Source organism: Streptomyces roseofulvus (genome assembly GCF_039534915.1).
GTDB classification, from domain to species: domain Bacteria; phylum Actinomycetota; class Actinomycetes; order Streptomycetales; family Streptomycetaceae; genus Streptomyces; species Streptomyces roseofulvus.
Window position 1 is genome coordinate 2,720,149 of record NZ_BAAAWE010000001.1, and the last position, 19,045, is coordinate 2,739,193.

General features: G+C 73.3%; 16 protein-coding genes. 8 read left to right on the forward strand and 8 right to left on the reverse strand.

Going from position 1 to position 19,045, the window contains the following annotated elements; all coding sequences use genetic code 11:
* The first annotated feature begins 165 nt into the window (after positions 1–165).
* The 6 genes from ABFY03_RS12590 (at position 166) to ABFY03_RS12615 (ending at position 7,073) form a co-directional block, all read left to right on the forward strand.
* Positions 166–1,356 carry an NAD(P)/FAD-dependent oxidoreductase gene (locus tag ABFY03_RS12590; RefSeq protein WP_319013948.1) on the forward strand — a complete coding sequence of 397 codons (1,191 nt, stop codon included), beginning with the start codon at positions 166–168 and terminating at the stop codon, positions 1,354–1,356.
* On the forward strand, positions 1,353–3,875 hold the full coding sequence (gene nirB, locus ABFY03_RS12595; RefSeq protein WP_346169926.1) for a nitrite reductase large subunit NirB: 2,523 nt from the start codon (positions 1,353–1,355) through the stop codon (positions 3,873–3,875). Before ABFY03_RS12590 ends, nirB begins: the two co-directional genes overlap by 4 nt.
* Positions 3,872–4,201, forward strand: a complete 330-nt coding sequence (nirD, locus tag ABFY03_RS12600; RefSeq protein ID WP_319013946.1) for a nitrite reductase small subunit NirD — start codon at positions 3,872–3,874, stop codon at positions 4,199–4,201. Before nirB ends, nirD begins: the two co-directional genes overlap by 4 nt.
* A gap of 38 nt (positions 4,202–4,239) precedes the next feature.
* A complete protein-coding gene (locus tag ABFY03_RS12605; protein WP_319013945.1) occupies positions 4,240–4,824 on the forward strand; it encodes a TetR/AcrR family transcriptional regulator in 585 nt (194 codons plus the stop codon).
* Between the two features lie 90 nt (positions 4,825–4,914).
* Positions 4,915–6,282 carry an MFS transporter gene (locus ABFY03_RS12610; RefSeq protein ID WP_346169927.1) on the forward strand — a complete coding sequence of 456 codons (1,368 nt, stop codon included), beginning with the start codon at positions 4,915–4,917 and terminating at the stop codon, positions 6,280–6,282.
* Positions 6,283–6,305: 23 nt separating this feature from the next.
* On the forward strand, positions 6,306–7,073 hold the full coding sequence (locus tag ABFY03_RS12615; protein WP_346169928.1) for an SDR family NAD(P)-dependent oxidoreductase: 768 nt from the start codon (positions 6,306–6,308) through the stop codon (positions 7,071–7,073).
* Between the two features lie 15 nt (positions 7,074–7,088).
* Here ABFY03_RS12615 and ABFY03_RS12620 read toward each other — a convergent pair whose 3' ends face one another.
* The 3 genes from ABFY03_RS12620 to ABFY03_RS12630 form a co-directional block, all read right to left on the reverse strand.
* Positions 7,089–7,502 (reverse strand): VOC family protein, encoded by a 414-nt coding sequence (locus ABFY03_RS12620; protein ID WP_319013942.1) that lies wholly within the window; start codon positions 7,500–7,502, stop codon positions 7,089–7,091.
* 95 nt (positions 7,503–7,597) lie between these two features.
* Positions 7,598–8,065, reverse strand: coding sequence for a group III truncated hemoglobin (locus ABFY03_RS12625; RefSeq protein ID WP_346169929.1), 468 nt, complete (start codon positions 8,063–8,065; stop codon positions 7,598–7,600).
* A gap of 58 nt (positions 8,066–8,123) precedes the next feature.
* Positions 8,124–9,170, reverse strand: a complete 1,047-nt coding sequence (locus ABFY03_RS12630) for a hypothetical protein (RefSeq protein ID WP_346169930.1) — start codon at positions 9,168–9,170, stop codon at positions 8,124–8,126.
* A 166-nt stretch (positions 9,171–9,336) separates the two neighbouring features.
* Here ABFY03_RS12630 and ABFY03_RS12635 point away from each other — a divergent pair, with 166 nt between their 5' ends.
* Positions 9,337–10,497 carry an alkaline phosphatase PhoX gene (locus ABFY03_RS12635; RefSeq protein ID WP_319013939.1) on the forward strand — a complete coding sequence of 387 codons (1,161 nt, stop codon included), beginning with the start codon at positions 9,337–9,339 and terminating at the stop codon, positions 10,495–10,497.
* Here the strand turns inward: ABFY03_RS12635 and ABFY03_RS12640 are convergent.
* The 4 genes from ABFY03_RS12640 to ABFY03_RS12655 form a co-directional block, all read right to left on the reverse strand.
* Positions 10,467–11,495 (reverse strand): ArsR/SmtB family transcription factor, encoded by a 1,029-nt coding sequence (locus tag ABFY03_RS12640; RefSeq protein WP_346169931.1) that lies wholly within the window; start codon positions 11,493–11,495, stop codon positions 10,467–10,469. The genes ABFY03_RS12635 and ABFY03_RS12640 overlap by 31 nt on opposite strands.
* Positions 11,496–11,987: 492 nt before the next feature.
* Entirely contained in the window at positions 11,988–14,699 is a 2,712-nt protein-coding gene (gene ppdK, locus ABFY03_RS12645) for a pyruvate, phosphate dikinase (protein WP_319013937.1), read from the reverse strand.
* Between the two features lie 358 nt (positions 14,700–15,057).
* Positions 15,058–16,194 carry a tRNA dihydrouridine synthase DusB gene (dusB, locus tag ABFY03_RS12650; RefSeq protein ID WP_319013936.1) on the reverse strand — a complete coding sequence of 379 codons (1,137 nt, stop codon included), beginning with the start codon at positions 16,192–16,194 and terminating at the stop codon, positions 15,058–15,060.
* 32 nt (positions 16,195–16,226) lie between these two features.
* Complete coding sequence (locus ABFY03_RS12655; protein ID WP_319013935.1) at positions 16,227–17,099, reverse strand: MmyB family transcriptional regulator; 873 nt, start codon at positions 17,097–17,099, stop codon at positions 16,227–16,229.
* Between the two features lie 53 nt (positions 17,100–17,152).
* Here ABFY03_RS12655 and ABFY03_RS12660 point away from each other — a divergent pair, with 53 nt between their 5' ends.
* Entirely contained in the window at positions 17,153–18,637 is a 1,485-nt protein-coding gene (locus ABFY03_RS12660) for an MFS transporter (protein ID WP_386723573.1), read from the forward strand.
* A gap of 71 nt (positions 18,638–18,708) precedes the next feature.
* On the opposite strand, the gene ABFY03_RS12665 is transcribed toward ABFY03_RS12660, so the two are convergent.
* Positions 18,709–18,891, reverse strand: coding sequence for a DUF6243 family protein (locus ABFY03_RS12665; RefSeq protein WP_319013933.1), 183 nt, complete (start codon positions 18,889–18,891; stop codon positions 18,709–18,711).
* Positions 18,892–19,045: the final 154 nt, after the last annotated feature.

Consider the following 19,045-nt stretch of genomic DNA (forward strand, 5'->3'; position numbering starts at 1 on the left):
AGGAGATCGTTGGCCCGTCCATCGATCCCGTGATCGTTGAGGAAGCTCTGAGCTTGCGGCGGCCCGTCGCCTCACAGCCCGCCCCGGACCCGGCGGAGATCAGCGTTCCGTACGGGAAACAGACGGGATGCCACCGGGAAACACCGGCGCCGCACCCTTCCGGGTATGAGTACACGGATCGTGGTGGTCGGAGGCGGAACGGCGGGCCTCCGCCTCGCCCAGCGCCTGCCGGTCACCCTCCTCGGCGAGGAGCCGCACGCACCGTACAACCGGGTGCTGCTCGCCGACGTCCTCGCCGGACGGTACGCCCCCGAGGTCGTCGCCCTGCCCGAGCCCCGCGAGCCGGCGCGCCGCGGGGTGCGGGTGGTGGGCATCGACCGGGCGGCCCGCACGGTCGAGTGCGCCGACGGCTCGCTGGTCGGCTACGACCGGCTGGTCCTCGCCACCGGCTCCAACCCGGTGCTGCCGCCGCTGCGCGGACTGCGCGGGGCGGAGCTCCCCGAGGGCGTGCACTCCTTCCGCACCCTCGACGACTGCCTCGCCCTGCGGGAGGCCGTGCGCCCGGGCATCCGGGCGGTCGTCATCGGCGGCGGGCTGCTCGGCGTGTCCGCGGCGCGGGCGCTGGCCGCGCTGGGCGCCGAGGTGGTCCTCACCCAGCAGGGCGAGGCCCTGATGGAACGGCACCTGGACCCGCACGCCTCCGCGCTGCTGCGGGAGCACCTGGACGGGCTCGGCGTCGAGACCCACACCGAGTGCCGGGTCAGCGGGCTGCGGCAGCGGGACGGGGCGGTGACGGCGGTCGAGCTGGCCGACGGCTTCGTCCTGGACGCCCAGGTCGTGGTCCTGGCCTGCGGGGTGCGCCCCCGGGTCGCGCTGGCCCGCGAGGCCGGGCTCGACGTGCGGACCGGCATCGTCGTCGACGACGAGCTGCGGACCTCGGACCCGTACATCCACGCGATCGGCGACTGCGCCGAGCACGACGGCCGGGTCTACGGCCTGGCCGGCCCGGCGCTGGAGCAGGCCGACGTCCTCGCCGACGTGCTGTCCGGCACCGCCGGGCCCCGCTACACCGGCACCCGGGCGCTGACCCGGCTCACCCTCGGCGGGGCCCGGCCGCTGGACCTCGCCGCCTTCGGCGAGGCCACGCCCCTGCCGGGCGACGACGTCGTCCAGCTGGCCGACGCGACCCGGGGCGCGTACCGCAAGGTCGTCGTCCGCGACAACCGGCTCGTCGGGGGCGTCCTCCTCGGCGATCTGGCCGCGGTCGGCGCGCTCGCCCGGGCCTGGGAGGGCGACGAAGCCCTGCCGGAGGCCCCCCTGCTGCACCTGCTCACCCACGACGGAGGCTCCTCATGACCACCCCCACCATCGTCCTGGTCGGCCACGGAATGGTTGGCCAGCGGTTCCTGGAGGCGCTCGCCGACCGGGGCGTCACCGAGCGGGCCCGGATCGTGGTGCTCTGCGAGGAGCCCCGCCCGGCGTACGACCGGGTCCAGCTGACCTCGTACTTCTCCGGGAAGACGCCCGACGACCTGTCGATGGTCGAGGACGGCTTCATGGAGCGGCACGGCATCGAGCTGTACACGGACGAGCCCGTCGTGGCCGTGGACCGCGCGGCGCGGACGGTGACCGCCCGGTCGGGGCGGGTCGTCGCCTACGACCACCTGGTGCTCGCCACCGGCTCGTACCCCTTCGTCCCGCCGGTCCCCGGCAAGGACGCCGCCGGCTGCTTCGTCTACCGCACCATCGAGGACCTGCTCGCGATCGAGGAGTACGCCAAGACGGCGACGACCGGCGCGGTGGTCGGCGGCGGTCTGCTCGGCCTGGAGGCGGCCGGCGCGCTCAAGGGCCTCGGGCTCGACACCCACATCGTCGAGTTCGCGCCGCGGCTGATGCCGGTGCAGGTCGACGAGGGCGGCGGCGCCGCGCTGCTGCGGACGATCGAGCAGATGGGGCTGACCGTGCACACCGGCACGGGCACCCAGGAGGTCGTGACCGCCGACGGGTCCGTGACCGGCATGCGGCTGTCGGACGGCACCGAACTCGCCACCGACCTGGTGGTCTTCTCGGCCGGCGTGCGCCCCCGGGACCAGCTGGCCCGCGACTGCGGGCTCGACGTGGGCGAGCGCGGCGGCATCGCCGTCGACGAGCACTGCCGCACCTCCGACCCGGCGGTCTTCGCGATCGGCGAGTGCGCGCTCGCCTCCGACGGGCGGGTCTACGGCCTGGTCGCGCCGGGCTACGAGATGGCGCAGACGGTCGCCGCGGTCCTCGCCGACGAGGCGGGCGACGACACCGGCTTCACCGGCGCCGACCTCTCCACCAAGCTGAAGCTGCTCGGCGTCGACGTGGCCTCCTTCGGCGACGCCCACGGCACCGCCGAGGGCTGCCTCGACGTCGTCTACGCGGACTCCCGCGCCGGCGTCTACAAGAAGCTGGTGGTGGACGCCGAGGGCCGGCTCCTCGGCGGCGTCCTGGTCGGCGACGCCGAGTCGTACGGGCTGCTGCGCCCGCTGACCGGCACCAGGCCCCCCGTCTCCCCCGAGCAGCTGGTGCTCCCGGCGGGGGCGGGCGCGCCGGTGGCGCTCGGCCCGTCGGCGCTGCCGGACGACGCCGTCATCTGCTCCTGCCACAACGTGACCAAGCACGCCATCACCCAGTGCACCTCGCTGCCCGAGGTGAAGAAGTGCACCAAGGCCGGTACGGGCTGCGGCAGTTGCGTGAAGGTGATCGAGAAGCTGCTGCCGAAGGCGGCCGACAAGGGGCTCTGCGGCTGCTTCTCCTACACGCGCAGCGAGCTGTACGAGATCGCCCGCACCCTGCGGGTGACCTCCTTCGCCGCGCTCCTCGACTCGCACGGGCGGGAGTCCGCGAAGGGCGGCGAGGGCTGCGAGGTGTGCAAGCCGACCGTCGGCTCGATCCTGGCGTCGCTCAACAACGGCTACATCCTCGACGGCGAGCAGGCCGCGCTGCAGGACACCAACGACCACCACCTGGCCAACCTCCAGCGCAACGGCTCCTATTCGGTGGTCCCCCGCATCCCCGGCGGCGAGATCACCCCGGAGAAGCTGATCGTGATCGGCGAGGTGGCCCGCGACTACGGCCTCTACACGAAGATCACCGGCGGGCAGCGGATCGACCTCTTCGGCGCCCGCGTCGACCAGCTGCCGGCGATCTGGACCCGGCTCGTGGACGCCGGATTCGAGTCCGGGCACGCCTACGGCAAGGCGCTGCGCACGGTGAAGTCCTGCGTGGGGCAGACCTGGTGCCGCTACGGCGTGCAGGACTCGGTGAAGATGGCGATCCAGCTGGAGCTGCGCTACCGCGGCCTGCGCGCCCCGCACAAGCTGAAGTCGGCGGTCTCCGGCTGCGCCCGCGAGTGCGCCGAGGCCCAGTCGAAGGACTTCGGCGTGATCGCCACGGCGAACGGCTGGAACCTGTACGTCGGCGGCAACGGCGGCGCGACCCCGCGCCACGCGGACCTGCTCGCGCAGGACCTGTCGGACGCCGAACTGGTCCGGCTCATCGACCGGTTCCTGATGTTCTACATCCGGACGGCGGACCGCCTGGAGCGGACCTCCGTGTGGCTGGAGCGCCTGGAGGGCGGCCTCGACCACCTGCGGGACGTGATCGTGAAGGACTCGCTGGGCCTCTGCGACGAGCTGGAGGCGCTGATGGCGGCGCACGTCGCCGACTACCAGGACGAGTGGGCGCAGACCCTCGACGACCCGGAGCGGCTGCGGCGCTTCGTCTCCTTCGTGAACGCGCCCGAGACGCCGGACCCGACGGTGCGGTTCGTGCCGGAGCGGGACCAGATCAAGCCGGACCTCACGATCCTGACGATCGGCACCCTGGAAGGAGCCCTGTCCCGATGACAAGTGTGCAGCTCAGCCCCGCCCCCGACTCCTGGATGACGGTCTGCGACGAGGCCCGGCTGACCCCGGGCCGCGGCCTGGCGGCACTGCTGCCGGACGGCCGGCAGGCCGCGGTCTTCCGGGACCGGGCGGGGCGGGCGTACGCGATCGACAACCGCGATCCGTTCACCGGGGCGCAGGTGCTGTCCCGGGGGCTGATCGGGACGGCGGGCGGGCGTCCGTACGTGGCCTCGCCGCTCCTGAAGCAGCGCTTCGACCTGGAGACCGGGCGGTGCCTGGACGACGACGAGGTGGCGGTGGCGGTCTATCCCGTACGCACGGTCTAACTTGACCGGTCGTTCCAGAAAGGGGTAGCGTCCGGGGCGTGGCCAGGACCAAGGAATTCGATCCCGAGGCCGCGCTCCAGGCGGCGCTCGACCTGTTCTGGGCGCGCGGCTACGAGGCGACGTCGATGGCGGACCTCGTGGAGCACCTCGGCATCGGCCGGGCCAGCATCTACGCGACCTTCGGCAACAAGCACGAGCTGTACCTGAAGGCCATGGACCGCTACCTGGAGACCCGGGACCCGAGGCTCGTCGAGGAACTGTCCGCGCCGGGCCCGGCGCTGCCGGCCGTGCGGGCGCTCGTCCGCCGCTTCGCCGCCGAGGCGACGGCGGAGCACGAGCGCCTGAACGGCTGTTTCGTCACCAACTCGGCGGCGGAGCTGGCCCCGCGCGATCCTCTGGTGGCCCACCGGGTCGAGCTGAGCTGGGAGCAGATCGAGACCCTGCTCCACGCGGCGCTCACCCGGGCCCGCGCCCAGGGGGAACTGCCGGAGGGCCGCGATCCGCGGACCCTCTCCCGGATGCTCCTGGTGCTGCTGCAGGGGATCCGGGTGGTCGGCAAGGCGTCGACGGACCCGGCCAGGGTCCGGGACGCGGCGGAGGAGGCCCTGCGGCTGCTCGACTGAGCGGCCGCCGGACGGGCGCCCTGCGAGGGTGCCCTTTTCTCGGGGCTCATTCTGGAATGTACGGTCAAGTACAGATGACGGGGGGACGGCATGACGACGTACGAGGGAACGGCGGCACCGAGCACGCCCACGGCGGGCCACGGGGGTGCCCGCCGGGGGTTCGCGCTGCTCGGGACCGTGCAGGCGACGCTCATCTTCACGCTCGCCGCGCTCGCCGTGCCGCTCCCCCGGATCGCCGCCGAACTCGGCCTGGACCAGGGGCAGTTGATGCTGCTCAGCGCCGCGTACGGACTGACCTTCGCGGGGCTCCTGCTGCTCGGCGGACGGCTCGCCGACCGGTACGGCGCCCGGCGGGCGCTCACCGCCGGGCTGCTCCTCTTCGCCGCCGCCTCCGCGCTCGCCCCGCTCGCCACCGGTTACGCCGGGCTGCTCGGCGCCCGCTTCGCCCAGGGCGCCGGCGCCGCGCTCGTCGCCCCGGCCGCGATGGGCGCGCTGCGCGCCCTGTACCCCGAACCCGCCGCGTACGGACGGGCGATGGGCACCTGGGGCGGCCTCTCCGTCCTCGGCGCCACCGCCGGGAACCTGCTCTCCGGCGCCATCACGGCCGCCGCCTCCTGGCGTGCCTCCTTCGCCGTGCCGGTCGTCGTGGCGCTCGCCGCGCTGCTCCTCGCGCCCCGGCTGCTGCCCGCCACCCCGCCCGGCGCCGACCGCGCCCTCGACCTGCCGGGCGCGCTGCTCGCCACCGCCGGGATCGTGCTCGCCAGCACCGGCCTGGTGCTGACCGACGCCCACCCGTGGGGCTCCGCGCCCGTCCTCGTCCCGCTGCTCGGCGGGCTCGCGCTGCTGGCCGGCTTCGCCCGCGCCGAACGCCGGGCCGCCGACCCGCTGCTCCCGCCCGACTTCCTGCGGGACCGGCGCCGCCTCCTCGGGCTCGCCGGGGTCGCGCTCACCTCCGCCGGCACGGCCACCGCCTTCGTCCTGCTCTCGCTCGACCTCCAGCGGGAGCGCGGCTACTCGGCGGCGCTCACCTCGGCCGCCTTCGTGCCCTTCGCCGCCGCGCTGCTCGGCGCCGGCCGGCTCGCGGGGCCGCTGATCGGCCGGTACGGGCCCGGCCGGGTCACCGCCGCCGGACTCGGCACGGCGGGCGCCGGGCTCGCGCTGCTCGCGGCCGGCTCGGGCGACCCGACCGTCCCGTACGCGTACGGGCTGCTGCCCGGGCTGCTCCTGCTGCCCGCCGGCGGGGCGCTCTCCTTCGCGGGCGCCGCCGTCCTCGCCACCGAGCGGGTCCCGGCCGGCCGGGCCGGACTCGCCGGCGGCGTCCTGAACACGGCGATGGAGCTCGGGCCGACCGTGGTCTTCGCCGCACTGCTCACCCTCGGCGGCTCCGCCGCGCCGCTCGCCGCGGCGGCCGGGCTCTTCGCCGCCCTCGCCCTTCTCACCGTCCGTCTCGCCAAGTGACCCACGATCCCAGGGGAGTTCCCATGTCCGTCTCCGCCCGCTTCACCGGCCGCACCGTCCTCGTCACCGGTGCCGGCTCCGGCCTCGGCCGGGAGATCGCCCGCGCCTTCGCCGCCGAGGGCGCGCGGGTGGTGGCCGCCGGCCGCACCGCCGCCGCCCTCGACGCCACCGTGGCCCTGATCGAGGCCGAGGGCGGGACCGCGACCGCCGTCACCGCCGACGTCACGAGCCGCGCCTCCACCCGCGAGCTGGTCCGCCGCACGGTGGAGACGTACGGCGGGCTCGACGTCGCCGTGAACAACGCGGGGATCTTCCGGGGCGGCCACAGCGCCGCCGACTTCCCCCTCGACGACTGGCAGGCCCTGCTCGACACCAACGTCACCGGCGTGCTGAACGCCCTCCAGGCCGAGGTCGCCCACATGCGGGCGCACGGCGGCGGCGCGATCGTCAACATCTCGTCCAACCTGGGCCCGCACGTCCGGATCCCCGGCGTCTTCGGCTACCAGGTCTCCAAGGCGGCCGTCTCGGCGCTCACCCGCGCCGCGGCCCGCGACCACATCGCCGACGGGGTGCGGATCAACGCGGTCAGCCCCGGCGCCGCGGAGTCCACGATGTCGCTGCTGCCCGGCGAGACGGAGGCCGAGCGGGAGGTCCGGATGAAGGAGCAGTCGCCGCTCGGCCGGATCTCCTCGGCCGCCGAGGTCGCGGCGGCCGTCCTCTACCTCGCGTCGGACGCGGCGGGCTCCGCCGTCGGCACGGACCTGGTGGTCGACGGCGGCGTCTCCGCCTGAGCCCCCTCCCGGGGGTCAGCCCTGCGTGGCGGCCGGGTCCATCCAGAAGACCTCCCAGTGGTGGCCGTCCGGGTCGGCGAAGGAGCGGCCGTACATGAAGCCCATGTCCATCGGCTCCTTCGCCGGACCGCCGCCCACCTCCAGCGCCCGGTCGGCCAGCTCGTCGGTCTTCTCACGGCTCTCGGCGCTCAGCGTGAGCAGCACCTGGGTGGTGGCGGAGGCGTCGGCGATCGTCTTGCCGGGGGCGGTGAACGTGCCGAACTTCTCCTCGGTGAGCAGCATGACGAAGATGGTGTCGCTGATCACCACACAGGCCGCGGTCTCATCGCTGAACTGCGGGTTGATCGTGTACCCGAGCTTCTCGTAGAAGGCCTTGCTGACGTCGAGGTCCTTCACGGGCAGGTTCACGAAGATCATCTGCGGGGCCATGGTGTGCTCTCTCTCTTCTCCGTCGTGCGGTGCTGTCGAGAGGTAAGACGGGCCGCCCGGGCCGGACTCATCGCTCCCCGGAGAAGTTTTTTCGATCAGGCGGCCGAGCGCAGGGTGAGCGCCGCCAGCGGGACGAAACCGCCGGTCCCGCCGGCCGCCGCCACGGCCTCCGTGCCGGGGCCGCCGAGCCGCTTCATCATCGAGACGGCGATCCGCTCCCCCATCGCCTTGGCCCGGTCCGCCAGCGGCCCCCGGTGCAGGCCGTCGACCGTGGCGTGCCAGAGCTGCACCCAGCGCCCGAAGTGGGCGGGGGTCAGGGCCCGGGCGGAGTGCAGCGCCGCGTGCGGGGCGAACGCGTCCCGGGCGTACGCGGTGGTGCGGAACAGGGCCCGCTCCCAGAAGTCGGCGATGCGCGGGAGGTGGACCTCCAGGTCGGTGCCGGCGACCTCGGTGAAGAACGGGCCGATCAGGGGGTCGGCGAAGGCGGCCGCGTAGAAGCGGCGCAGCAGCACGTCGAGGTCGTCGCGGCCGCCGATGTCGGTGAGCTCCCGGGTCTCGCGCATGCGCCCAGTCTGCCGGGCGGAACCCCCCGCCCGGCAGTGCCGAAGGTCCCGCCCGCGCTCAGGGCGCCGCCCGGGTCCAGCGGCTGAGGGTGTCGCTCGCCCGGTCGTGGGTGAGCCAGGTGCCGTCGCCGAGGGGGCGGACGTAGCCGGTGACGGGGCCGGGGTAGTCGAGCTGCCCCAGGTGCTCCAGGGTCTTCGCGTCCAGGAGCGAGTGGCGTACGGGGTCGTCGTCGCCGTACTCGTGGCCGGTGGAGGCGAGGACGGTGTCCGCGTCGACGAAGCCGGCGCACCAGTCCCAGCGGTCCGGGCCGGGACCGGCGGGCTCCGCCTCGGCGAGCAGGGTGCCGTCCAGGTCGTGGAGCTGGAGGTCGGCGCCGTAGTGCTCGACCGTCAGAAACCGGCCGTTCTCGGGGTGGACGTCGAGCAGGATCCGGTCCAGGCCCTCGTTGAGGTCCCGCACGACGACGCCCTCGCCGTCCCGGCGGGCCCAGTACAGCAGGATCCCGTCCTGACCCATGCCGACGCAGAGCGCCATGTGCACGCCGTCGGGCAGCGACTGGTGGTGGGATCCCGAGGCGTAGCTGTCGGTCAGCGGGACGCGGGCCAGCTCGCGGCCGTCGCGCGCGTCGAGGACGACCCAGAGCTCCTGGTAGTCCGCGTCCGCGGCGACCACGTGCGCCCAGACCAGCCGGCCGTCGTCCGAGACCCGGACGGACCCGTGCTCGCTGCCGGGACACACCTGCTGGTCGTCGCCGCTGTGCTCGTGGCCGAGCTCGGGGCCCCAGCAGCCGTGCCGGTACTCCCACAGCGTGCCCCCGCCGACGGCCACGGCCCGGACCGACCGCTGCCCCGAGAAGACGACGAAGGAGCCGTCGGGAGCGGCCGAGTGCACGCCCGCGTCCCAGCCGGGCCAGGGCACGGGGACCACGGCGAGCGGCGAGACCTCCCCGGCGCACAGCGCCGCCACGTCGTGGACCTCCAGGCCGGCACCCCGTCGCAGAAGAAGTCGCCGGGTCCCGTCGGCGCGGGCCTCGTGGAAGTCGTCGACCACGGCCCTCCCACCCGGCAGCCGTACCGATCCGAGCAACTGTGCGGTGATCGTCATGGCGTGAACCTAGCGCCCGGCTCCGACACCGACTCCCCCGCCCCGCGCCCGCCCCTTCCCCGTCACCGTTTGTTGATGCACAGTCAACTCCGCCCTCCTAGATTCCCCTCGCGCGGCCCCGCCGCTGACCGTGCGGCGGGCGGTCTCACACCCCTGGAGAGAAGACGTGGAGCGACGCAGTTTCCTGCGTGGAGCGGTCATCGGCACGTCGGCGGCCGCCTTCGGCGGCACCCTGATGCGGGGCGCGGCCTACGCGGCCCCCGCCCAGCCCGGCGCCGGCCCCTACGGCGCGCTCGGCGCGGCGAACGCGAACGGCATCATGCTGCCCGCCGGCTTCACCAGCCGGATCGTCGCCCGCTCGGGACAGACCGTCCCCGGCACCTCGTACACCTGGCACAACGCCCCCGACGGCGGCGCCTGCTACGCCGACGGCACCGGCTGGATCTACGTCTCCAACTCGGAGATCAACCCGGGCGGCGGCGCGAGCGCCCTGCGCTTCGACTCGTCCGGCACCGTCACGAGCGCCTACCGCGTCCTGTCGAACACCCGGCAGAACTGCGCCGGCGGCAAGACCCCGTGGAACACCTGGCTCTCCTGCGAGGAGGTCAGCCTCGGGTACGTCTACGAGACCGACCCGTACGGCGTGAACGCGGCCGTCCGCCGGGACGCCATGGGCCGCTTCAAGCACGAGGCCGCCGCCGCCGACCCGGTCCGCAAGGTGATCTACCTGACCGAGGACGAGTCGGACGGCCGCTTCTACCGGTTCATCCCCACCACCTGGGGCAACCTCTCCTCCGGCACCCTCCAGGTCCTCAAGGCCGGCACGGCCGCCTCCGGCACCTTCACCTGGCAGAACGTCCCCGACCCGGACGGCTCCCCCACCGCGACCCGCTACCAGGTCTCCGGCGCCAAGGTCTTCAACGGCGGCGAGGGCTGCCACTACGCCAACGACACCGTCTGGTTCACCACCAAGGGCGACAACCGCCTCTGGCAGCTCAACCTCGCGGCCGGCACCTACGAGCTCGCCTACGACGACTCGCTGGTGCCCGGCGGCGCCGCCCCGCTCACCGGCGTGGACAACGTCACCGGCTCCTCCTCCGGCGACCTGTTCATCGCCGAGGACGGCGGCAACATGGAGATCTGCGTGATCACCCCGGACGACGTCGTGGCGCCGTTCCTGCGGATCACCGGCCAGTCCTCCTCCGAGATCTGCGGCCCCGCCTTCTCCCCCGACGGCTCCCGGCTGTACTTCTCCAGCCAGCGCGGCACCACCGGCAGCTCCTCCGGCGGCATCACCTACGAGGTGACCGGCCCGTTCCGGGCGTAACAGCGCTCCTCCCCGCGCCGCTGGGCCCCGCCTCCGCACAGGAGCGCGGCGCCCAGCGGCGTCAGCGTGTGCAGCACCGCGTTCCCGTGCCGCAGGGTCGCTATCAGGCCCGCGTCCCGCAGCACGCCCGCGTGCTGGCTCGCCGAGGCGAGCGACACCCCGGCCCGCCGCGCCAGCTCGCTCGTCGTCCCGCCGTCCCCGATGGCCTGGAGGACCTCCGCGCGGGTCTGGCCCACCAGCTTCGCCAGCGAGGAGGCGCCCGGCGGGCGGACCGCCGGCGCCTCCCCGTGGGTCACCGGGTAGACCAGCACCGGCGGCAGCGCCGGATCCCGCAGCATCACCGGCGTGCCCCGGCAGAAGTACGAGGGCTGGAGCAGCAGCCCCCGCCCGTCCAGGTGCACGTCCCGGTCGACCGGGTAGGCGGCCTCCAGGACCGGCGCCCGCCAGGTCAGCGTCGGCGGCAGCGAGTCCAGCAGCTCCTCCGCGCCGCCGTCGAGGACGGCCCGCCCGCGCCGCGCGCGGTCCGCCTCCACCCGGGCCTGGATGTGCGGCCAGTACGGCTCCACGGCCGCCCGGTGGTAGCTGCGCAGCGCCCCGAGCAGCCGGTCGAAGGGCTCCGGGCCGCCGTCGGCGAGGGCCCGCAGCGAGTGCGGCACGGTGCGGCCGCCGGTCCGGTCGGCGGCCAGCAGGGACAGCTCGGAGCGGAGCCGGCCGGGCGTGGTCGCGCGGACCGCCTGGAGCCCGTCGTCGAGGCCGTGGAGGCCCTCCGCCGGGGTGAGGAAATCGGGGAAATAGCCGCGGCTCGGGACGAGGGCGGCCAGCAGCCGGGTCTCACCGCCGAGCCGCGCCCGCGTTTCCGCGCGCCATCCGCCGAACACCACAGGGCCGCGCCGGTCCCTTAAACGGTGAAAGCTGAGAATCGTTTCCCACAGGACGTCAGGACGGGCGGCGATCCGCACCCCCGCCAGATCGCCCGCGGTGAAATGAATACGAAGCATGAAGTCCCCACCTGTGCACTCGCAACCACCCCGCGGTCGAGTATGCACGCCATCACTGCACGTTACCAGGGTGTTTCAGCCACAGTTGAAAAGCATCGCGGCGAACAGCGCCCACCGGAAATGCTGTGCGGGTCGGGCAGGAAACCTTCAGGACCGAGGTGACGTGGTGAAGACCGTGGGGGGCTTCGCCCGTCCGGCGGCGGTCGGCGAGGGTTGCGGCTCACCTGCCCGACACGAAAAAGGGTGTGGCCCCCGGGTGGGGATCCGGGGGCCACAGCCGAAACATCCGCAAACACAGACGTTCAATTTCCAATAATTCAATGCGGACGTAATTGCGCATGAATCTGACGTGAAAACGACGGGACGGACACCTCCGCACAAGGTGTCCGTCCCGTCTCTTTCGGATCCGGGGCCGCCGTCCGCCGGTGAGGGTTCGGAAGGGATGGCCGACGACGGCCCCGGGGGCTTCGCGGGGCCCGCGGGCCCCTCGGGTCAGCGGCTGTCGCTGCCCTTCGCCTCGGCCGCCGCGCGGCCCGCCTCCAGGCGCGCCACCGGGATCCGGAACGGCGAGCAGGAGACGTAGTCGAGGCCGACCTCGTGGAAGAAGTGCACCGACTCCGGGTCGCCGCCGTGCTCGCCGCAGACGCCGAGCTTGATGTCGGGGCGGGTGGCCCGGCCGGCCTGGACCGCGGAGCGGACCAGCGAGCCGACGCCGTCCTTGTCGATGGTCTCGAAGGGGCTGACGCCGAAGATGCCCTTCTCCAGGTAGGCGGTGAAGAAGCTGGCCTCCACGTCGTCGCGGGAGAAGCCCCAGACCGTCTGCGTGAGGTCGTTGGTGCCGAAGGAGAAGAACTCGGCGGCCTCGGCGATCTGGCCGGCGGTGACGGCCGCGCGGGGCAGCTCGATCATGGTGCCGAGGGCCAGCTTCAGCTCCACGCCGGTCTCCGCGACGACCTCGGCGATGACCTTCTCGGCGTCCTCGCGGACGATCTCCAGCTCCTGGACGGTGCCGACGAGCGGGATCATGATCTCGGCGCGCGGGTCGCCCTTGGCCTCGATCCGCGCGGCCGCGGCCTCGGCGATCGCCCGGACCTGCATGGTGAACAGGCCGGGGATGACGAGCCCGAGGCGCACGCCGCGCAGACCCAGCATCGGGTTCTGCTCGTGCAGCCGGTGCACGGCCTGGAGCAGGCGCAGGTCGTTCTCGTGCGGCTCCTTGCGGGACTCGGCGAGGGCGACGCGCACCGACAGCTCGGTGATGTCGGGCAGGAACTCGTGCAGCGGCGGGTCGAGCAGGCGGACCGTGACCGGCAGGCCGTCCATCGCCTCGAAGAGCTCGACGAAGTCGGTCTTCTGGAGCGGCAGCAGGGCCTTGAGGGCCTCGTCGCGCTCGGCGTCGGTGTCGGCGAGGATCAGGCGCTCGACGTACTGGCGGCGCTCGCCGAGGAACATGTGCTCGGTGCGGCAGAGGCCGATGCCCTGGGCGCCGAAGCGGCGGGCACGGGAGGCGTCCTCGGCGTTGTCGGCGTTGGCGCGGACCCGCAGGCGGCGGACGCGGTCGGCGTAGGCCATGATCCGGTGGACGGCCTGGACCAGCTCGTCGGCGTCGTCGGCGCCGGCGTGCATGCGGCCCTCGAAGTACTCGACGACCGGGGACGGCACGACGGGTACCTCACCGAGGTACACCTTGCCGGTGGAGCCGTCGATGGAGACGACGTCGCCCTCCTCGACGACCACGCCCGAGGCGGTGGTCAGCCGGCGGCGCTTGGTGTCGACCTCCAGCTCCTCCGCGCCGCAGACACAGGTCTTGCCCATGCCGCGGGCGACGACGGCGGCGTGCGAGGTCTTGCCGCCGCGCGAGGTCAGGATGCCCTCGGCGGCGATCATGCCGTCCAGGTCGTCCGGGTTGGTCTCGCGGCGGATCAGGATGACCTTCTCGCCGGAGCGGGACCACTTGACGGCCGTGTACGAGTCGAAGACGGCCTTGCCCACGGCCGCGCCCGGGGAGGCGGCGATGCCGCGGCCGATCTGCTCGACCTTGGCGTCCTCGTCGAACTTCGGGAACATCAGCTGGGCGAGCTGGGCGCCGGTGACGCGCTGCAGCGCCTCTGCCTCGTCGATCAGGCCCTGGTCCACCAGCTGGGTCGCGATGCGGAAGGCGGCACCGGCGGTGCGCTTGCCGACGCGGGTCTGGAGCATCCAGAGCTGGCCGCGCTCGATGGTGAACTCGATGTCGCAGAGATCCTTGTAGTGGGTCTCCAGCGTCTCCATGATCTGCATGAGCTGGTCGTACGACTTCTTGTCGATCGACTCCAGGTCGGCCAGCGGCACCGTGTTGCGGATGCCGGCGACGACGTCCTCGCCCTGCGCGTTCTGGAGGTAGTCGCCGTAGACGCCCTGGTGGCCGGAGGCGGGGTCGCGGGTGAAGGCGACGCCGGTGCCGGAGTCCGGGCCGAGGTTGCCGAAGACCATCGAGCAGACGTTGACGGCGGTGCCGAGGTCGCCCGGGATGCGCTCCTGACGGCGGTACAGCTTGGCGCGGTCCGTGTTCCAGGAGTTGAAGACGGCCTCGATGGCGAGGTCCATCTGCTCGCGCGGGTCCTGCGGGAAGTCGCGGCCGGTGTCGGCCTTCACGATCTCCTTGAACCGCTCGACGACCTTCTTGAGGTCCTCGGCGTCCAGGTCGGTGTCGCTGGCGACCTTCTTGGCGGACTTGGCCTCGTCGAGGGCGTCCTCGAAGTGCTCGCCGTCCACGCCCAGCACGGTCTTGCCGAACATCTGGATGAGGCGGCGGTACGAGTCCCAGGCGAAGCGCTCGTTGTCGGCCTGGCGGGCGAGGCCGACGACGGACTCGTCGGAGAGGCCGATGTTGAGGACCGTGTCCATCATCCCGGGCATGGAGAACTTGGCGCCCGAGCGGACCGAGACGAGCAGCGGGTCGTCCGCCTGGCCGAGCTTCTTGCCCATCGTGCGCTCGAGGGCGTCGAGGTGGGCCGAGACCTCGTCGCGCAGGGCGGCGGGCTCCGAGCCGGACTCGAGGTAGACCTTGCACGCCTCGGTGGTGATCGTGAAGCCGGGAGGGACCGGGAGACCGAGGTTGGTCATCTCGGCGAGGTTGGCCCCCTTGCCACCGAGCAGGTCCTTCAGGTCCCTGTTGCCCTCGGTGAAGTCGTACACGAACTTCTGATCATTGTTTTCCGACACGGGTCTCGACTCCTCGACGACTCGGTTGGCTGCCCTGACGGCGAGGAACATACCCAGATCGAAGGCTTCTGGGGAGGTACGCCTACCGGTCACACGGTCTTAACCACCCGTCCGCCACCACTTCGAAAGTTACCGACGCGAAGCTTCCGCATTCACGCCCCGAAGCCCGCTTGACCCAATCCGGGGACAACGCGCTCACATGAGCGCCTTCTCTGCGCATTTGCGTTCACTTCTTGAACGCAAAAGGGGTGGCACCCAGTGCCACCCCTTCAGGGAGTGCATCGACCTGTAACCTGCTCATCTGAGCACCACCCCCCTCAGGGGTGGCGAGGATCACTCCCCCGGAAGGCCGAAAATCTCAGCCCCCGGACGTGTCCAGCTCGGCGTCCTCGCTCACTCCGGAGCAGTCGTACGGGTCCTTCAGCCAGCCGTCGGGCAGGACAACACGGTTGTTTCCGGACGTACGGCCCCGGGGGCCGTCCGCACCCACCGGCCACGGCTGGTCCAGGTCCAGCTCGCTCAACTGAGCGCGCAGCTCGTCCAGGGACGAGGTGACGGCGAGGCGCTTGCGCATCTCCGAACCGACCGAGAAGCCCTTCAGGTACCAGGCCACGTGCTTCCGGAAGTCGATGACACCGCGCGACTCGTCGCCGATCCACTCGCCGAGCAGCGCCGCGTGCCGCACCATCACCTCCGCGACCTCCCGCAGCCCCGGCGTCCGGTACCCCCCGGTGCCCTCCAGGCCCGCCACCAGGTCCGCGAAGAGCCACGGCCGACCCAGGCAGCCACGGCCCACGACCACGCCGTCGCAGCCGGTCTCGCGCATCATCCGCACCGCGTCGTCCGCCGACCAGATGTCGCCGTTGCCCAGCACCGGGATCTCCGGCACGTGCTCCTTGAGCCGCGCGATCGCGTCCCAGTCGGCCGTGCCGCCGTAGTGCTGCGCCGCCGTCCGCCCGTGCAGGGCGATCGCCGTCACCCCCTCCTCGACCGCGATCCGGCCCGCGTCCAGGTAGGTGATGTGGTCGTCGTCGATGCCCTTGCGCATCTTCATGGTGACCGGCAGGTCGCCCGCGTTGGTGACGGCCTCGTGCAGGATCGCCCGCAGCAGCGGCCGCTTGTACGGCAGCGCGGAGCCGCCGCCCTTGCGGGTCACCTTGGGCACCGGGCAGCCGAAGTTCAGGTCGATGTGGTCGGCGAGGTCCTCGTCGACGATCATCCGCACCGCCTTGCCGACGGTGACCGGGTCCACCCCGTACAGCTGGATCGAGCGCGGCTGCTCCGTCGCGTCGAACCGGATGAGCTGCATGGTCTTCTCGTTGCGCTCCACCAGCGCCCGGGTCGTGATCATCTCGCTCACGAACAGCCCCTTGCCGCCGGAGAACTCGCGGCAGAGGGTCCGGAAGGGGGCGTTGGTGATGCCGGCCATGGGCGCGAGCACCACCGGGGGCTGCACGACGTGCGGGCCGATGGAGAGGGGGGAGAACGCGGTCATGGCCCCATTGTCCCGTACCCGGACGGGTGAACTCAGGCGGCGGCCCGGGACCGCCCCTCCCGCGCCACCAGCTCCAGGAGCCGGGCGCAGCCGGCCCGGGTCTCCTCGTCCAGCGGCACGTACGTGACGAGGACGGGTCCGGGGCCGGGCTGGAGCCAGAGGTTGGTGTGCTCGAAGCTCAGCGGCCCGACGAGCGGGTTCCTGATGACCTTGGCCATGTTCTCGGAGGAGACGACGTCGTGCCGGGCCCAGACCTCGCGGAACTCGGGCGAGGCCGCTTCGAGCCGCTGGACCAGTCGCTTCCAGGCGGGTTCGGCGAGGCACCCGGCCATCCGGGCGCGCAGCTTGCCCGCGAGGCGGGAGACCAGGTCCGGGTCGGTGACGGCGGCCCGGAACTCCGGGTCGGTGCAGGCCAGCCAGAGCGTGTTGCGGTCCTCGGGCGGCAGCGCGTCGAGGTCGCGGAAGAGCCGCCCGAAGACGCGGTTGTGGGCGAGGATGTCGAAGCGGCTGTTCTGGACCGCGGCGGGCACGGGCTCCAGCTGGTCGAGCATGGCCCGTACGGCGGGCGTGACGGCCGGGCTGGGCAGGCCGGGCCGCGGGTCGGGCTGTCCGGCGAGGGCGAAGAGGTGGGCGCGCTCGGTCGGGTCGAGCAGGAGGGCGCCGGCGAGGGCGTCGAGGACCTGCGGGGAGACCTGGATGTCCCGGGCCTGCTCGATCCAGGTGTACCAGGTGACGCCGACGGCGGAGAGCTGGGCGACCTCCTCGCGGCGCAGGCCGGGGGTGCGGCGCCGGCGGCCGCGGACCAGGCCGACCTCCTCGGGGGTGATGCGCTCGCGGCGGCTGCGCAGGAAGGCGGCGAGTTCCCGCCGCCGGACCTCGGGCCCGGTCGTCACGACGATGCTCATGGTCCCAGCGTGCCCGTCGGCGGACCCCGGTGCCAGGCAGTTCTGGTACCAGGATGAGGAGACTCTGGTACCAGGCAGACGGGGCGCGGAGAGTCGGGAGGGTGACCACGACAACCCGGCCCTCCCGCGGCCGTCCCCCGTCCCCTACCGCCCCGCCGCCGGCCCTCGGCTCGCTGGGCCTGTTCACCGTCCTCCTCGGGGCCGCGCTGCCCCTGGTCGACTTCTTCATCGTCAACGTCGCCCTGCCGTCCATCGGGCGTGACCTCGGGGCGGGCGAGGCGCTGCTCGAACTGTTCGTGGCCGGATACGGCCTGGCGTACGCGGTGCTGCTGGTGCTCGGCGGCCGGCTCGGCGACCTCTTCGGGCGGCGACGGCTCTTCCTGGCGGGCCTGGTCGCCTTCGGCGTGACGTCGCTGCTCTGCGGGCTCGCGCCGAGCGCCTGGGCCCTGGTCGCGGCGCGGGTGGCACAGGGTGCCGCGGCGGCGCTGCTGCTGCCGCAGGTCCTCGCGACCCTTCATTCCTCGACGACAGGCGCCCGGCGGGCGCGGGCGATGAGCCTGTACGGGGCGACCACCGGGCTCGCCTTCGTCTCCGGTCAGATCCTGGGCGGCCTGCTGGTGGCGGCGGACGTGGCGGGGCTCGGCTGGCGGGCGGTCTTCCTGGTGAACGTGCCGGCGGTGCTGCTCGTCCTGCCGCTGGCGCTCCGCACCGTCCCGGAGACCCGGGCGGCGGCTCCGGCGCCGCTGGACGTGCGGGGCACGGTCCTGCTGGCCCTGGCCCTGGTGTCGCTCCTCGCCCCGCTGACGGAGGGCAGGGCCGCGGGGTGGCCGCTGTGGACGTGGGCCGCGCTCGCCGCGTTCCCGCTCCTCGCGGCGGCGTTCTGGCGCACGGAGCGGCGCGCGGAGCTGGGGGGCGACGCGCCGCTGGTCCCGCCGTCCCTCCTCCGCCTGACCCCGCTCCGCCGGGGGCTCGTTCTCGTCCTGCCCCTCTCGGGCGGCTTCGGCGGCTTCATCCTGGTGGTCGCGGTGGCGCTCCAGCAGGGCCTGTCGCTGGGCCCGATCGCGTCGGGGGCGGCCCTGGCGCCGATGGCCCTGGCCTTCTTCGCCGCCTCCCTGGCGGGTCCGCGGCTGGTGGCGCGCTGGGGCACCCGGGTGATCCCGGCGGGCGCGGTGCTCCAGGCGGCCGGCCTGGGCATGATGGCGTGGACGGCCTGGTCCTCCTGGCCCGACCTCACCCCGTGGGCGCTGGCCCCGGGCATGGCGGTGGCGGGTCTCGGCCAGGGGCTCCAGCTGCCGGTGCTCTTCCGGGTGGTGCTCGCCGAGGTCCCGGCGGACCGGGCGGGCGTGGGCAGCGGGGTGATGGTGACGACGCAGCAGTCGGCGCTGGCGCTGGGGGTGGCGACGCTGGGCTCGCTCTTCCTGTCGCTGGCGGCGTCGGGCCCGATGGGGACCGCGCTGGCGACGACGCTGCTGGTGCAGCTGGCGCTGGCGCTGCTGACGGGTCTGTACGCCCTCCGGCTGCCGCGGGCGGCGGGCTGAGCGGGCCGGACGGCTCGGAGACGGCGAAGGGCCCGGGCCGCGGGGTGCGGTCCGGGCCCTTCGGTGTCGGGTTACTCCTCGGAGGTGTCGGCGCTCTGGTTGCGCTCGCGCATCTTCTTCAGGAGGTCCTGCTTCTTGTCCTCCGCGGAGCGGCGGTCGGCGGCGCGGCTCCGGCTCGCGCCCTGCTGGTCGGCGCGGGACAGCTTCTTGCGCTGTCCGCCGACGCCGAGGAGGTTGTTGCGGCTCTTGGCCATGGGGTTCTCCCCTTCGGTGAGGTGTGCGGTGGGTCGTCGGTGGTCCGCCGGAGCGGCACCGCTCTCACTCGTAGATCGGGAGGTGTGCATGCATGCCCCGCACGGTAGCGGGGCGGTTCGGCGGGGTGCATCCGGTTTTCCGGGCCGGTGGAGG